We start from the raw sequence: 13,906 nt of genomic DNA on the forward strand, positions 1-13,906 counted from the left end.
GGTAACCGGCCCGACCGCCGCCTGGCAGACTCCGGCCCATGCGCTTCGGCATCCTGGGCCCCCTGGACCTTCGCGTCGCCGACGGCACCCCTCCGGACCCCGGCGGCCCCCGCCCCCGCGCCCTGCTCACGCTACGGACATCAAGCTCCGCGCGTACCCCGTGTGAGTTCCCAGCCGTGGTCCACGGGGCCGATGCCCGCGCCGAGCGCGAACCCGGCGGCGATCGCCCCGGTGACGTACTCCTTGGCGGCGAACACCGCCTCCGGCACGGTCTGGCCCTTCGCGAGCTGCGAGGCGATCGCGGACGCGAGGGTACAGCCCGTGCCGTGCGTGTGCCGGTTGTCGTGGCGCGGCGCGCGCAGCCAGTGCTCCTCGGTGCCGTCCGTCAGCAAGTCCACGGCGTCACCGGGGAGATGACCGCCCTTGACGAGCACCCATCGCGGCCCGTACGCCAGGACGGCGGCCGCCGCCTCCCGCAACTGTTCCTCCGACTCGACCTGTACGCCGGTGAGTTGGGCGACCTCGTCGAGGTTCGGCGTGGCGACGGTCGCCGCCGGAAGCAGCCTGGTCCGTACGGCGTCCAGCGCGGAGGCGGCGAGCAGCGGGTCCCCGTGCTTGGAGACACCGACCGGGTCCACGACTGCGGGCGCGTCCGTCGCGACGATCAACTCGGCGACGGTCTCCACGAGTTCGGCCGACGCCAGCATCCCGGTCTTCACGGCCCGTACGCCGATGTCGTCCACGACACTGCGGTACTGGGCCCGGACCGCGTCCGCCGGAAGTTCCCAGGCGCCCTGCACGCCCAGGGAGTTCTGCGCGGTGACGGCCGTGACGACACTCATGCCGTGCACACCGAGCGCGAGCATCGTCTTCAGGTCGGCCTGGATGCCCGCGCCGCCCCCGGAGTCGGAGCCGGCCACCGTCAGCACGCTCGGCCTCACTGCTCCATGTCCCCGAAGTGGTCCCAGCCGCCCTGCCGGGTCCAGGGCGCCCCGTCGACCGTCACCTGGGGCAGCGCGGACGGGTTGAGGACCTCGCCGATCACCTTCCAGCGGGCGGGCAGCTTCACGTCCGGCGGGAAGGTCGCCACGATCGCGTGGTCCTCTCCCCCGGTCAGCACCCACTGGATCGGGTCGACGCCGACGGCCTGCCCGATGTCGTTCATCTGCGTGGGGATGTCGATGGCGCCGGAGCGGATGTCGATGCGGACCTTGCTGGCCTCGGCGATGTGCCCGAGGTCGGCGATGAGGCCGTCGCTGACGTCGCACATCGCGGTCGCGCCGAGCGCCGCGGCGGCCGGGCCCGCGTGGTACGGCGGCTCGGGGCGGCGGTGGGCCTCGACGAAGGCGCGCGGCGAGCGGAAGCCGCGGGAGAGGACCGCGTACCCGGCGGCGGACCAGCCCAGCCAGCCGGTCACCGCGACCAGGTCGCCGGGCTGGGCGCCGGCCCGGGTGACCGGCTCCTGGTTGCGCAGATCGCCGAGCGCGGTGATCGAGACCATGATGGTGTCGCCGCGTACGACGTCGCCGCCGACCACGGAGGCGCCCGCGACCTGGCACTCGTCGCGAAGGCCGTCCATCAGCTCGCTCGCCCAGGTCACCGGCAGTTCGGCGGGCACGACGAGACCGAGCAGCAGGGCGGTCGGCACCGCGCCCATGGCGGCGATGTCGGCGAGGTTCTGGGCGGCGGCCTTGCGGCCGACGTCGTAGGCGGTGGACCAGTCGCGGCGGAAGTGCCGGCCCTCGAGGAGGATGTCGGTGCTGGCCACGACCCTGCGGTCGGGCGCGGCCACCACCGCGGCGTCGTCGCCGGGACCGACCCGCACCGCCGAGGTGGTGGTGAGACGGGAGGTGAGCTCCCTGATGAGCCCGAACTCCCCGAGCTCACCAACAGTGCCCTTCATTGCCCTTTCGCCCCTTCTGTCCCTGTCCGTGCCCGGTCGCGCAGGACCAGTGTCCTCGATACGGTCGAAGGGGCCGACACGGCCCGCCCGACCGGTACGGCCGACGTGACCGTGAGCTTGCGCCCCACCTGCACCCCGGCACGGCGCCCGCGCTCCTCGCGGGTCTCCCCGTGGCGCACGGCTACGCGATACCGTGGCGTTCCTTTTCCCCACATGATCCTCGTGGCCGCCCTGGAGGTTCCGTGGTACAGGCGTACATCCTGATCCAGACGGAGGTCGGCAAGGCGTCGACCGTCGCCGAGGAGATCAGCAAGATTCCTGGCGTGGTCCAGGCCGAGGACGTGACGGGCCCGTACGACGTGATCGTGCGGGCCCAGGCCGACACGGTGGACGACCTCGGCAGGATGGTGGTCGCCAAGGTTCAACAGGTGGACGGGATCACCCGCACCCTGACCTGCCCGGTCGTACATCTGTAGCCCCCGTCTACGCTTGGCCGGTGAACTTTCTCCGTCACCGGCTCAAGTGTCTGCCCGCCCTCGTTCTGCTCTGCGCCGCCGTGGGCTGCTCATCGGCAGACGACCGTGCGTCGGCGGCGGTTCCCAGTCCCGCGGCGAAGGCCGCGAAACTGTGCCGGAACCTGGACGCGGCACTGCCGTCGAAGGTGGACGGACAGGGCCGCCGGGATCCCGAGCCCGCCTCCGCGCTGACCGCGGGCTGGGGGGACGCGGCGATCATACTGCGCTGCGGTGTGGAGCGGCCCGCGAAGATGAGCGATTCGCTCGCCGACTCCGGGGAGGTGAACGGGGTGGCGTGGCTGATGGAGAAGCAGAGGGACGGACGGTACCGGTGCACCACCGCTCTGCGTCTGGCGTATGTCGAGGTCACGCTGCCCGGCGGGGACGGGGCGGGGCCGCTGGTGGATCTGGCGTCGGCCATCAAGAAGGCGATCCCCGAAGGGATCGCCGACTGAGAACCACCACCGGTCGAGAACTACCGCAGTCCCGTTGACCTGCGCAGGGCCGCCTGGATCAGGCGGTCCACCAGTTCCTCGTAGCTGATGCCGCTCGCCTGCCACATCGCCGGGTACATCGAGATCGGGGTGAAGCCCGGCATCGTGTTGATCTCGTTGATGACGAACTCGCCGTCCTCGGTGAGGAAGAAGTCCGCGCGGACCAGGCCCTCGCAGGAGGCCGCCTCGAAGGCGTCCACCGCCAGCCGCTGGACCTCCGCCGTCTCCTCGGGGGTCAGGGGGGCCGGGACGAGCCCCGGGGTCGAGTCGATGTACTTCGCCTCGAAGTCGTAGTACGCGTGCGCGTCCGGCGGCGGGATCTCGGCCGGGACGGAGGCCCGCGGCCCGTCCTCGAACTCCAGGACGCCGCACTCGATCTCCCGGCCGCGCAGCGCCGCCTCGATGAGGATCTTCGGGTCGTGGCGCTGGGCCTCGGTGATCGCCTCGTCCAGTCCGGCGAGGTCGTCGACCTTGGTGATGCCGATCGACGAACCCGCGCGCGCGGGCTTCACGAAGAGCGGCCAGCCGTGCTCGCCGGCGAAGTCGACGATCTTCTTGCGGGCGGCCGACTCGTCCCGCTGCCACTCGCGCGGCCGGATCACCGCGTACGGGCCGACCTTGAGCCCGAAGGAGGTGAACACCCGCTTCATGTACTCCTTGTCCTGGCCGACGGCCGAGGCGAGCACGCCCGAGCCGACGTAGGGGACGCCGGAGAGCTCGAGGAGGCCCTGCAGGGTGCCGTCCTCGCCGTAGGGGCCGTGCAGGACGGGGAAGACGACGTCGACCTCACCGAGCGCCTTGGGCACCGAACCGGGCTCGCTGTAGACGACTTCGCGGCTCGCGGGGTCGACGGGGAGCACCACACCGCCGTCGCGCAGCTCGGTGAGTTCCTCGATCTCGGGCGTACGGCGGTCGGTGATCGCCATGCGCTCCGGGTCGTCGTCGATGAGGGCCCAGCGGCCGTCCCGGGTGATCCCGATCGGCAGGACGTCGTACTTGGTCCGGTCGATGGCCTTCAGCACGGCGCCGGCGGTGACCACGGAGATCCCGTGTTCGGAGCTGCGGCCGCCGGACACGACGGCCACACGCGGCTTGCGCGGCGGCTGCTCGGGGTTCTGGGAGAGGTTCTCGGTGCTCATCGGCCTGAGAGTACCCGGTGGTAGGGCCGGGAGTCAGTGTCCACCCGCCGTTGTTCGCTCAGCGTCGTTCGGGCTTCGCGCTGCGCGACATGAGCTCCTTGAGGGCGACCACGGGGGGCTTGCCCTCGTGGACGATGTCCACGACCGTCTCGGTGATGGGCATGTCGACGCCGTGCCGGCGGGCGAGATCCGCCACGGACTCGCAGGACTTGACGCCCTCTGCGGTCTGCTTGGTGACCGCGATGGTCTCCTGCAGGGTCATGCCCCTGCCCAGGTTGGTGCCGAACGTGTGGTTGCGGGAGAGCGGCGAGGAGCAGGTCGCCACCAGGTCGCCCAGGCCCGCCAGTCCGGCGAAGGTGAGCGGGTCGGCGCCCATCGCGAGGCCGAGGCGGGTGGTCTCGGCGAGGCCTCGGGTGATCAGGGAGCCCTTGGCGTTGTCGCCGAGGCCCATGCCGTCCGCGATGCCCACGGCGAGGCCGATGACGTTCTTCACCGCGCCGCCCAGCTCGCAGCCCACCACGTCGGTGTTGGTGTACGGGCGGAAGTACGGGGTGTGGCAGGCGGTCTGGAGCCGCCGTGCGACGGCCTCGTCGGTGCAGGCGACCACGGCCGCGGCCGGCATGCGGGAGGCGATCTCCCGGGCCAGGTTGGGTCCGGTGACCACGGCGACGCGGCCCGGGCCGACCTTGGCGACGTCCTCGATGACCTCGCTCATCCGCATGGTCGTACCGAGTTCGACGCCCTTCATCAGGGAGACGAGGACGGTGTCCGGGGCGAGCAGCCCGGTCCACTCGGCGAGGTTGGCGCGCAGGGTCTGGGAGGGGACCGCGAGGACGGTGAAGTCGGCGCCCCGGGCCGCCTCGGCGGGGTCGGCGGTGGCGCGGAGGTTCTCCGGGAGTTCGACACCGGGGAGGTAGTCGGGGTTGGTCCGGGTGGAGTTGACCGCGTCGGCGAGTTCGGCGCGGCGCGCCCAGAGCGTCACCTCACAGCCCGCGTCGGCGAGGACCGTGCCGAAGGCGGTGCCCCAGGATCCGGTGCCGAAGACGGCCGCCTTGACGGGCTTGCTCACTTGCTTTTCTCCCCCTCGTGACTGGGCTGCGCACCGGTCTGCACTCCGGTCTGCGGGCTCGTCTCCGCCTCGGTCCGGCGCCGCTGCTCGATCCGCTCGCGGCGCGGGTCGTAGGGCGTCTCGGGCGCCTTCTCGCCGCGGATCTCCTCCAGCTGCCGGGTGATGGCGGCCATGATGACCTCGGTGGCCTCCTTCAGGAGTTCCGGGGACATCTCCTGGCCGTAGAACGGCGTCAGGTCGACAGGCGGGCCGGCGAGGACGTGGTGGGTCTTGCGCGGAAGGAGGTTGGGCTTCTTGGCGTACGGCGGCAGCAGTTCGTTCGCGCCCCACTGGGCGACCGGGATGACCGGGCACCTGGTCTGCAGGGCGACGCGCGCGGCACCGGTCTTGGCGGTCATGGGCCACTGGGCCGGGTCGCGGGTGATGGTGCCCTCGGGGTAGAACGCGACGCACTCGCCGCGCTCCACGGCCTCGATCGCGGCCCGGAAGGCGCTGAGCGCGTCGGTGGACTCGCGGTAGACGGGGATCTGGCCGGTGCCGCGCATCGCGGCGCCGACGAAGCCCTTCTTGAAAAGCCCGCTCTTCGCGAGGAATCGCGGCACCCGCCCGGTGTTGTACTGGTAGTGCGCGTACGCGAAGGGATCGACGTGGGAATTGTGGTTCACCGCGGTGATGAATCCGCCGTCGGCCGGAATGTGCTCCATTCCGCGCCAGTCCCGCTTGATCAGAACCACCAGCCAGGGTTTGCACAGGACCGCTGCGAAGCGGTACCAGAAGCCGATTCTGCGGCGGGGCACGCGGACACCTTCCCTCTAGGACTTCGCTCCGGAGCAAGTGAGCCGCACAAGTGTCGCCCCCTGTCGCCGGTCTGTCGAGAACACGGTACGCCCGCCCGCCCGACCGGCGGATGGACCGGGTGACAATGGCCGCGAGGAGGTCGCGAGGAGAGAGGGACGGTACGCCGGTGCAGTGGACCTTGGTCATACCCCTGAAGCCCTTGGCGCTGGCCAAGAGCAGGCTCGCGGACACCGCCGCGGACGGGCTGCGCCCGGGCCTCGCCCTCGCCTTCGCCGAGGACACGGTGGCGGCCGCGCTGGCCTGCGCCGCCGTCAGGGATGTGGCGGTCGTCACGGACGACGCGCTGGCCGGGCACGCCCTGGCGGCCCTGGGCGCCCGGATCGTCCCGGACGAGCCCCGCGCGGGCCTGAACGCGGCCCTGGAGCACGCGGCGGGCGTCGTACGGGGTTCACGTCCCGAGAGTCCGGTGGCGGCCGTGAACGCCGATCTGCCGGCCCTGCGCCCGCTGGAATTGGCCCGGGTCCTGGATGCGGCGGCGGAATTTCCGCGTTCTTTTCTCCCGGACGCGGCCGCAATCGGCACGACACTTCTCGCGGTCGCCGCGGGCCGTGAATTGCTCCCCGCATTCGGCACGGATTCCCGGGCCCGCCATCGCTCCTCGGGAGCCGAGGAACTCCGTGTCGCGGCCGTGGATTCGGTCCGCCAGGACGTGGACACCGGCGAGGACCTGCGCGCCGCCCTGGCCCTCGGCGTGGGCCCCCGGACGGCCGCGGCGGCCGCGCGGCTGCTGGGGATCGGCCAGTAGGCTGCGGCCATGCAGGCGACCGCGTACACGTACGACCCCGACAGCCGCAGTGGGCAGGTGCTGCTGGACGACGGCACCCCGGTGCCCTTCGACGCGCCGGCGTTCGACGCGGGCGGGCTGCGGCTGCTCAGGCCGGGGCAGCGGGTGCGGATCGAGACCGAGGGCGACGGGGACGCCCGGCGCATCACCCTCGTGACGCTGCAAACGTTCTGAGGCGGCCGTGAGGCGGGCCTCCTGAGGCAGACCGGGTACACGCCGCGGGCCGGGCTCCGAGAGGGAGTCCGGCCCGGCGCGTGAGTGCCCTTGCCGCCTTGCGCTGGCTGCTGCTTACGCCTGGCGGGCGGCGGTGGCCTTCTTGGCGGTGGTCTTCCGCGCGGTCGACTTCCTGGCCGGGGCCTTCTTGGCCGTCGCCTTCTTGGCCGGGGCCTTCTTCGCCGTCGTCTTCTTGGCGGCGGCGGACTTGGCGGTGGTGGTCTTCTTGGCGGCCGCCGTCGTCTTGGTGGCGGCCTTCTTCGCGGTGGTCTTCTTGGCGGTGGCCGTGGTCTTCTTCGCGGCCGCCGTCGTCTTCTTCGCGGGGGTGGTCTTCTTCGCCGCGGCCGCCCTGGTGGTGGCCTTCTTCGCGGCGGCCTTCTTGACCGTCGCCGAGGCACCGCCGGTCAGGCTGCCCTTGGGGGCCTTCTTGACGGCGACCTCGCCGCCGCGCGGCAGCTTCTTGGAGCCGCTCACCAGGTCCTTGAAGCCCTGGCCGGCGCGGAACCGCGGCACGGACGTCTTCTTGACCCGAACCCGCTCGCCCGTCTGGGGGTTGCGAGCGTAACGGGCCGGGCGGTCGACCTTCTCGAACGATCCGAAGCCGGTGACCGAGACCCGGTCCCCCGCGACGGTCGCGCGGACGATGGCGTCCAGGACCGCGTCGACCGCGTCGGCGGCCTGCTGGCGGCCGCCCAGCTTGTCGGCAATCGCTTCTACGAGCTGCGCCTTGTTCACGTCTTCCCCTTCGGAGACATCGCCAGAACGAAAGTGTTCAAGCTTTTTCGCACGTTAGGCAGATATATACCGCAAATCAAACACGAAACGGGCTAATCACCCTTGTGCCGCAACGAACTCGGCTGCTCCGGGACGCGATCAACGGTCCTCTTCGGGCATTCGCCCCTCGTCGAGGTCCGTCATGAACCGCTCCAGACGCCTTGTCGCATCGGCGAGATCGTGCTTGGCCGCGGCCGTAATGACCAGCAGCTTCCGGGTCAGCGCCATCCGTACGCCCTCCGGGACTTGCAGTGCGCGCACTGTTGCGTGCGCTTCCTTGAGCTGGTTCGCGACCGCCGTATAGAGCTCGAGTTGGCCGTCGTGTTCCATGCACAGATTGTGCCATCTGGGGCGAGTTGTCGCCCGCCCAGGGGGCAACTGCCGCCTCAAACGGCCGTCCGGGCACCGACGGAGGTCACGTCCACACCGTGCGCGTACCCCGGCAACAACGGTCCTAACGTGGGAAGTTGGGAGGAACGGCGAAGGTTCGGGAAGCGATACGGCCCCGAACACGGCTGTACCCCCGATCGGGCCGATCGGGGGTACAGGAGGGGTGTCGGGCTGGCCGAAACTCGACTTGCCCGGGGGCGGCCGGGCCCTATCGGCCCCGGCCGCTCAGACCTGGAGCGTGCTCGGCTTGTACGACGGGCGCTTGGACTCGTACGCCGAGATGTCGGCCTCGTTCTGGAGGGTGATGGAGATGTCGTCCAGCCCGTTCAGCAGCCGCCAGCGGGCGTTCTCGTCCAGCTCGAAGGAGGCGGTGATGCCCTCGGCGCGCACCTCGCGGGCCTCGAGGTCGACGGTGATCTCGGCCTGCGGGTCCTTCTCGGTGAGCTCCTGCAGCGCGTCCACGGTCTTCTGCTCCAGAACCACCGTGAGCAGGCCGTTCTTCAGCGAGTTGCCGCGGAAGATGTCGGCGAAGCGGGAGGAGATCACGGTTTTGAAGCCGTAGTTCTGCAGCGCCCACACCGCGTGCTCACGGGAGGAGCCGGTGCCGAAGTCGGGGCCCGCGACCAGGACGGTCGCACCCTGCCGCTCGGGCTGGTTGAGGATGAATTTCCCGTCCTTGCGCCAGGCCTCGAACAGCCCGTCCTCGAAACCGTCCCGCGTGACCTTCTTGAGCCAGTGAGCAGGGATGATCTGGTCGGTGTCGACGTTGGAGCGGCGCAGCGGGACGGCCCGGCCGGTGTGCGTGGTGAATGCTTCCATGACTGATCAGACTCCAGCGGGCGCGGTGGCGGACAGGTCGGCCGGGGAGGCCAGGTGGCCCAGGACGGCCGTGGCGGCCGCGACCTGCGGCGACACCAGGTGCGTACGACCGCCCTTGCCCTGTCGGCCCTCGAAGTTGCGGTTGGAGGTGGACGCGGAGCGCTCGCCGGGGGCCAGCTGGTCGGGGTTCATGCCCAGACACATCGAGCAGCCCGCGTGCCGCCATTCGGCGCCGGCCTCCTTGAAGACGACGTCCAGGCCCTCGGAGACGGCCTGCAGACCGACCCGGGCGGAGCCGGGGACGACCAGCATCCGTACGCCGTCGGCGACTTTGCGGCCCTTGAGCAGCTCGGCGGCGGCCCGCAGGTCCTCGATCCGTCCGTTGGTGCAGGAACCTACGAAGACGGTGTCCACGTTGATGGAACGCAGCGGCTGGCCGGCCTCCAACCCCATGTATTCCAGGGCCTTTTCGGCGGCGAGGCGCTCCGAAGCGTCTTCGTACGAAGCCGGGTCGGGGACGTCCGCCGAAAGCGGCGCGCCCTGGCCGGGGTTGGTGCCCCAGGTGACGAACGGCGAGAGCGAGGCGGCGTCGATGACGACCTCCGCGTCGAAGACCGCGTCCTCGTCCGTCTTCAGGGTCTTCCAGTACTCGAGCGCCGCGTCCCAGTCCGCGCCCTCGGGCGCGTGGGCGCGGCCCTCGATGTAGGCGAAGGTGGTCTCGTCGGGGGCGATCATGCCCGCGCGGGCACCGGCCTCGATCGACATGTTGCAGATGGTCATCCGGGCCTCCATCGAGAGCTTCTCGATGGCGGAGCCGCGGTACTCCAGGATGTAGCCCTGGCCGCCGCCCGTACCGATCTTGGCGATGATCGCCAGGATCAGGTCCTTGGCGGTGACGCCGTCGGGCAGCTCGCCGTCGACGGTGATCGCCATGGTCTTGGGGCGGGCCAGCGGCAGCGTCTGGGTGGCCAGCACATGCTCGACCTGCGAGGTGCCGATGCCGAACGCCAGCGCGCCGAAGGCGCCGTGCGTGGAGGTGTGCGAGTCACCGCAGACCACGGTCGTGCCGGGCTGGGTCAGGCCGAGCTGCGGGCCCACGACGTGCACGACGCCCTGCTCGACGTCGCCGAGCGGATGCAGCCGCACCCCGAAGTCGGCGCAGTTCTTGCGCAGCGTCTCCAGCTGGGCGCGGGAGACCGGGTCCGCGATCGGCTTGTCGATGTCGAGGGTCGGGGTGTTGTGGTCCTCGGTGGCGATGGTGAGGTCGAGACGGCGCACGGGACGCCCCGCCTGACGGAGGCCGTCGAAGGCCTGGGGGCTGGTCACCTCGTGCAGCAGGTGCAGATCGATGAAGAGGAGGTCGGGCTCGCCCTCGGCGCGCCGGACGACGTGGTCGTCCCAGACCTTCTCCGCGAGTGTCCTACCCATCGCTTTCCCTCCGGCCGGCAATGACGCACCGGCCCAACTAGAGATCTTGTGGAGACGGCTCCCTCGGGCTTGCTTCCTCGGCGTTTCCGGGCACCCGCCGCCAGGCCCGCTGCTCTCCGGGCCGCCATGCCTTCAAGGGTTGCGCGTCTCACGGAAAAATGAACTTGCGTTTCACAGAGTGAGACGGGAATATCGTTTCATGGACAACAGTAGCGGCGTGGGCGTTCTGGACAAGGCGGCCCTTGTCCTGAGCGCCCTGGAGTCCGGTCCGGCCACCCTCGCGGGACTGGTCGCGGCCACCGGGCTCGCACGACCAACGGCCCACAGACTGGCCGTGGCCCTGGAGCACCACCGCATGGTGGCACGCGACATGCAGGGCCGTTTCATCCTCGGGCCCCGGCTGGCCGAGCTGGCCGCGGCCGCCGGCGAGGACCGTCTCCTCGCGACGGCGGGCCCGGTGCTCACGCACCTGCGTGACATGACGGGCGAGAGCGCGCAGCTCTACCGCCGCCAGGGCGACATGCGCATCTGCGTGGCCGCGGCGGAGCGGCTGTCCGGCCTTCGGGACACGGTTCCGGTCGGCTCGACGCTCACGATGAAGGCCGGTTCCTCCGCGCAGATCCTCATGGCCTGGGAGGAGCCGGAGCGGCTGCACCGCGGCCTCCAGGGCGCCCGTTTCACGGCGACGGCCCTGTCGGGCGTGCGGCGCCGGGGCTGGGCCCAGTCCATCGGCGAGCGCGAGCCGGGCGTCGCGTCCGTCTCCGCGCCCGTTCGCGGCCCCTCCAACCGTGTGGTGGCCGCCGTGTCCGTCTCCGGCCCCATCGAGCGCCTGACCCGCCATCCGGGCCGTATGCACGCCCAGGCGGTCATCGACGCGGCGGCCCGCCTGTCGGAGGCCCTGCGCAGGACGGGCTGACCCGCCCCCTCGCGAGCGCGTCCGCGCACCGGAGCCGGCCTCAACGCCGCGGCAGGCTCTCCGGGACCGCTCAGGCCTTCTGCTCCGACCGGTACGCGTACCGGTCCTTCGCGTACCGCCCCCGCTCCGCCAGCGGTATCTGTCCGTGCGCCGCCGCCAGTCCGAACGCCGGCATGTCCCCGTAGACCGCCTCGTAGGACCCTTCCGGCACGACGTACGCCTCGTGCCAGATCCCCACGTGGCCGCGCACCTTCCCGCCCTTCTCCAGGCGGTTGACCTTCGCCCACGCCCGGTGGTGGAACGCGTCGGGCGCGCTCGCGTACGCGTACAGCTTCTCCTTGGACTCCCAGTACTGGACGACGTAGTACGTCCGCGGGGAGGCCGTCAGCAGCACGCGCGAGAGCAGACCCCGCCCGGGGTCCTTCTTCAGCTCGGCCAGCATGCGGAACATCGCCAGCATGACCGGCATCCACTGGTGCACGGCCCAGAAGTGGTTGACGCGCATGCCGATGAGCAGGACGACCACGTCACCGTGCGCGTCGGCGGTGGTGCGGGTGGCTGGAGTCATGCTTGGATAGTGCCGCTGACCAAGGAGGCGCGCAAGACATGCGACTGGCCGAACTGAGCAGGCGCAGCGGAGTGGCCACCGCGACGATCAAGTACTACCTGCGCGAGGGCCTGTTGCCGCCCGGCCGCCAGGTCAACGCGACGACCGCCGAGTACGACGACGAGCATCTGCGCCGGCTGCGGCTGGTGCGGGCGATGATCCAGGTGGGCAGGATCCCGGTGGCGACGGTCCGGGAGGTGCTCGGGCATGTCGACGACGACTCGTTGGGCCGTACGGTCCGGCTCGGCGCGGCCCTGTGGGCGCTGCCGCAGGTCCCGGAGCCGGACGTGGAGGACGAGCACGTACGGGCCGCGCAGACCGAGACGGACGCCCTGCTGGGCACCCTGGGCTGGGCGAACGCCCGCCTGCTGACCACGATCTCGCCCGCGTACCGCTCGCTCGTCGTGGCGGTGGCCGCGCTGCGCCGCCTCGGCTACGACTGGGACGCCGAACTGCTCGTGTCCTACGCCCGGTTGATGCACCGGGCGGCCGTCCTCGACCTGGACTTCGTGGAGACCCGGGAGTCGGAGGCGGAGCGGGTGGAGACCGCCGTGCTGGGGGCGGTCCTGGTCGAGCCGATCCTGCGGGCGCTGCACCGGCTGGCGCAGGAGGAGGAGTCGGCACGACGGTACGGCTTCGAGTGAGCCCGGAAAGCGCCAAGGCCCCCCGCCGAAGCGGAGGGCCTTGCGATTCTGTACCCCCGACCGGATTCGAACCGGCGCTACCGCCTTGAGAGGGCGGCGTGCTAGGCCGCTACACAACGGGGGCGTGGAGCCTGCGTTTCCGCAGGTCCGAGCTGGTCTACCTGGACTCGAACCAAGACTAACTGAACCAGAATCAGTCGTGCTGCCAATTACACCATAGACCAATGTGGTTTAGACCAGTCAGTACCCCCGACCGGATTCGAACCGGCGCTACCGCCTTGAGAGGGCGGCGTGCTAGGCCGCTACACAACGGGGGCCCTAGCGGCTCCGAGATGATCGGAACCAGTACCCCCGACCGGATTCGAACCGGCGCTACTGCCTTGAGAGGGCAGCGTGCTAGGCCGCTACACAACGGGGGCTTTGTGGATGTTCTCCACGACGCAGATGAGCTCTGCGAGCTGGCCTACCTGGACTCGAACCAAGACTAACTGAACCAGAATCAGTCGTGCTGCCAATTACACCATAGGCCACTGGAACGCCAACCCCTGAGGGGATCTTGTTCTAGTTCGCTCCCCCGGTCTCCGGCCTTTCGGCCCGCTCCCCGGCGGCGCAGGAAGAACATTACCCGAAGGTGGACTGCGCTCCAAAACGGGTATCCGGGCCAAGGATCGCGGGCAGTTCGGCGAGGGTGGCGATCCGGTGCCGTCCGGACGGCAGCTCGACGGCCGCCGCGGCGCCGTGCCGATCGATCCACACCGACAGCAGGCCGGCGTCGGCGGCGCCCCGTCCGTCGATCTCCGGGTGGTCGCCGACGTACGCCACCTCGTGCGGGGGCAGACCGAGCGCCTCGCAGGCGGCGAGGAAGGCGGCGGCCTCCGGCTTGGAGACGCCGAGTTCCGCGGCGCACAGGATCGTCTCGAAGCGGTGGTGCACCCCGAGGACGCGCAGCTTGTGGTCCTGCACATGGAGGCTGGAGTTGGAGAGCACCGCGTGCCGGTGGCTGGCGGCGAGGGTGTCCAGGACGGGCAGGACGTCCGGGAAGAGGGCCCAGGCGGCCTCGTAGTGCGTGCGGTAGCGACGGAACCAGTCGTCGGCCTCGTCGTCGGTCAGCCGTTCCCCCAGGAACACCCGCACCCGGTCGCGCCGCTGCTCCTCGAAGGTGACCTCCCCCGCGGCGAACCGCGCCCACTGCTGGTCGGTGACCTCCCGCCACCGGTCGAGGGCCCGCTCCGCGGTTCCGAAGCCGGCCATGAGCCCCTCGGTCACCAGATGCGCCCGCATCCCCTCGCGGTCCGCGGTCGTGTAGTCGAAAAGAGTGTCGTCAACGTCCCAGACCACGGCGCGAATGCTCAT

General features: G+C 70.7%; 17 protein-coding genes and 5 tRNA genes. 6 read left to right on the forward strand and 16 right to left on the reverse strand.

The features are described 5' to 3' along the window. Positions 1-140 precede the first annotated feature (140 nt). A complete protein-coding gene (gene thiD, locus ABT057_RS06680; RefSeq protein WP_352341364.1) occupies positions 141-941 on the reverse strand; it encodes a bifunctional hydroxymethylpyrimidine kinase/phosphomethylpyrimidine kinase in 801 nt (266 codons plus the stop codon). Then, on the reverse strand, positions 938-1,903 hold the full coding sequence (locus ABT057_RS06685) for a thiamine-phosphate kinase (RefSeq protein WP_352341365.1): 966 nt from the start codon (positions 1,901-1,903) through the stop codon (positions 938-940). Before ABT057_RS06685 ends, thiD begins: the two co-directional genes overlap by 4 nt. A gap of 242 nt (positions 1,904-2,145) precedes the next feature. Between ABT057_RS06685 and ABT057_RS06690 the strand changes: the two genes are divergently transcribed. Beyond that, positions 2,146-2,379, forward strand: coding sequence for an Lrp/AsnC family transcriptional regulator (locus tag ABT057_RS06690; RefSeq protein WP_079659261.1), 234 nt, complete (start codon positions 2,146-2,148; stop codon positions 2,377-2,379). Between the two features lie 20 nt (positions 2,380-2,399). Then, positions 2,400-2,873 carry a DUF3515 domain-containing protein gene (locus ABT057_RS06695; protein WP_352341366.1) on the forward strand — a complete coding sequence of 158 codons (474 nt, stop codon included), beginning with the start codon at positions 2,400-2,402 and terminating at the stop codon, positions 2,871-2,873. A gap of 20 nt (positions 2,874-2,893) precedes the next feature. On the opposite strand, the gene ABT057_RS06700 is transcribed toward ABT057_RS06695, so the two are convergent. From ABT057_RS06700 to ABT057_RS06710, 3 genes are read right to left on the reverse strand one after another with little or no spacing between them, the layout of a single operon-like run. Continuing rightward, entirely contained in the window at positions 2,894-4,051 is a 1,158-nt protein-coding gene (locus ABT057_RS06700) for a D-alanine--D-alanine ligase family protein (RefSeq protein ID WP_352341367.1), read from the reverse strand. A 58-nt stretch (positions 4,052-4,109) separates the two neighbouring features. Beyond that, positions 4,110-5,120 (reverse strand): NAD(P)H-dependent glycerol-3-phosphate dehydrogenase, encoded by a 1,011-nt coding sequence (locus ABT057_RS06705; RefSeq protein WP_352341368.1) that lies wholly within the window; start codon positions 5,118-5,120, stop codon positions 4,110-4,112. Beyond that, positions 5,117-5,917, reverse strand: coding sequence for a lysophospholipid acyltransferase family protein (locus ABT057_RS06710; protein WP_352341369.1), 801 nt, complete (start codon positions 5,915-5,917; stop codon positions 5,117-5,119). The genes ABT057_RS06705 and ABT057_RS06710 overlap by 4 nt, the downstream gene beginning before the upstream one ends. A 167-nt stretch (positions 5,918-6,084) precedes the next feature. Between ABT057_RS06710 and cofC the strand changes: the two genes are divergently transcribed. Together cofC and ABT057_RS06720 are read left to right on the forward strand one after the other, a co-directional pair. Continuing rightward, complete coding sequence (gene cofC / locus ABT057_RS06715) at positions 6,085-6,723, forward strand: 2-phospho-L-lactate guanylyltransferase (RefSeq protein ID WP_352341370.1); 639 nt, start codon at positions 6,085-6,087, stop codon at positions 6,721-6,723. Between the two features lie 9 nt (positions 6,724-6,732). Then, positions 6,733-6,936, forward strand: a complete 204-nt coding sequence (locus ABT057_RS06720) for a hypothetical protein (protein WP_352341371.1) — start codon at positions 6,733-6,735, stop codon at positions 6,934-6,936. A 114-nt stretch (positions 6,937-7,050) separates the two neighbouring features. Here the strand turns inward: ABT057_RS06720 and ABT057_RS06725 are convergent, their stop codons facing one another. The 4 genes from ABT057_RS06725 to leuC all read right to left on the reverse strand — a co-directional run bounded on the left by ABT057_RS06725 (position 7,051) and on the right by leuC (position 10,386). Then, positions 7,051-7,710: an HU family DNA-binding protein gene (locus ABT057_RS06725; protein ID WP_352341372.1), complete on the reverse strand. Its 660-nt coding sequence runs from the start codon at positions 7,708-7,710 to the stop codon at positions 7,051-7,053. 138 nt (positions 7,711-7,848) lie between these two features. Beyond that, on the reverse strand, positions 7,849-8,079 hold the full coding sequence (locus tag ABT057_RS06730; protein ID WP_352341373.1) for an SCO5555 family protein: 231 nt from the start codon (positions 8,077-8,079) through the stop codon (positions 7,849-7,851). A gap of 285 nt (positions 8,080-8,364) precedes the next feature. Further along, on the reverse strand, positions 8,365-8,958 hold the full coding sequence (gene leuD, locus ABT057_RS06735) for a 3-isopropylmalate dehydratase small subunit (protein ID WP_352341374.1): 594 nt from the start codon (positions 8,956-8,958) through the stop codon (positions 8,365-8,367). Between the two features lie 6 nt (positions 8,959-8,964). Then, positions 8,965-10,386, reverse strand: a complete 1,422-nt coding sequence (gene leuC, locus ABT057_RS06740; protein ID WP_352341375.1) for a 3-isopropylmalate dehydratase large subunit — start codon at positions 10,384-10,386, stop codon at positions 8,965-8,967. 199 nt (positions 10,387-10,585) lie between these two features. On the opposite strand from leuC, the gene ndgR reads away from it, so the two are divergent. Further along, positions 10,586-11,302 carry an IclR family transcriptional regulator NdgR gene (ndgR, locus tag ABT057_RS06745; RefSeq protein ID WP_352341376.1) on the forward strand — a complete coding sequence of 239 codons (717 nt, stop codon included), beginning with the start codon at positions 10,586-10,588 and terminating at the stop codon, positions 11,300-11,302. A gap of 70 nt (positions 11,303-11,372) precedes the next feature. Here ndgR and ABT057_RS06750 read toward each other — a convergent pair whose 3' ends face one another. After that, complete coding sequence (locus tag ABT057_RS06750) at positions 11,373-11,870, reverse strand: DUF4188 domain-containing protein (RefSeq protein WP_352341377.1); 498 nt, start codon at positions 11,868-11,870, stop codon at positions 11,373-11,375. A gap of 38 nt (positions 11,871-11,908) precedes the next feature. On the opposite strand from ABT057_RS06750, the gene ABT057_RS06755 reads away from it, so the two are divergent. Beyond that, complete coding sequence (locus ABT057_RS06755; protein WP_352341378.1) at positions 11,909-12,553, forward strand: MerR family transcriptional regulator; 645 nt, start codon at positions 11,909-11,911, stop codon at positions 12,551-12,553. 51 nt (positions 12,554-12,604) lie between these two features. Here the strand turns inward: ABT057_RS06755 and ABT057_RS06760 are convergent. The 6 genes from ABT057_RS06760 to ABT057_RS06785 form a co-directional block, all read right to left on the reverse strand. After that, positions 12,605-12,677 (reverse strand) — tRNA-Glu (locus tag ABT057_RS06760). 28 nt (positions 12,678-12,705) lie between these two features. Further along, positions 12,706-12,777, reverse strand: a tRNA-Gln gene (locus tag ABT057_RS06765). Between the two features lie 20 nt (positions 12,778-12,797). Then, positions 12,798-12,870: transfer RNA gene (locus tag ABT057_RS06770), tRNA-Glu, on the reverse strand. A gap of 29 nt (positions 12,871-12,899) precedes the next feature. Further along, positions 12,900-12,972 (reverse strand) — tRNA-Glu (locus ABT057_RS06775). A gap of 39 nt (positions 12,973-13,011) precedes the next feature. Further along, positions 13,012-13,083 (reverse strand) — tRNA-Gln (locus ABT057_RS06780). A gap of 91 nt (positions 13,084-13,174) precedes the next feature. Next, complete coding sequence (locus tag ABT057_RS06785; RefSeq protein WP_352341379.1) at positions 13,175-13,906, reverse strand: HAD family hydrolase; 732 nt, start codon at positions 13,904-13,906, stop codon at positions 13,175-13,177.

It is taken from the genome of Streptomyces sp. NPDC002588 (genome assembly GCF_040295925.1).
In the GTDB taxonomy this organism is placed as follows: domain Bacteria; phylum Actinomycetota; class Actinomycetes; order Streptomycetales; family Streptomycetaceae; genus Streptomyces.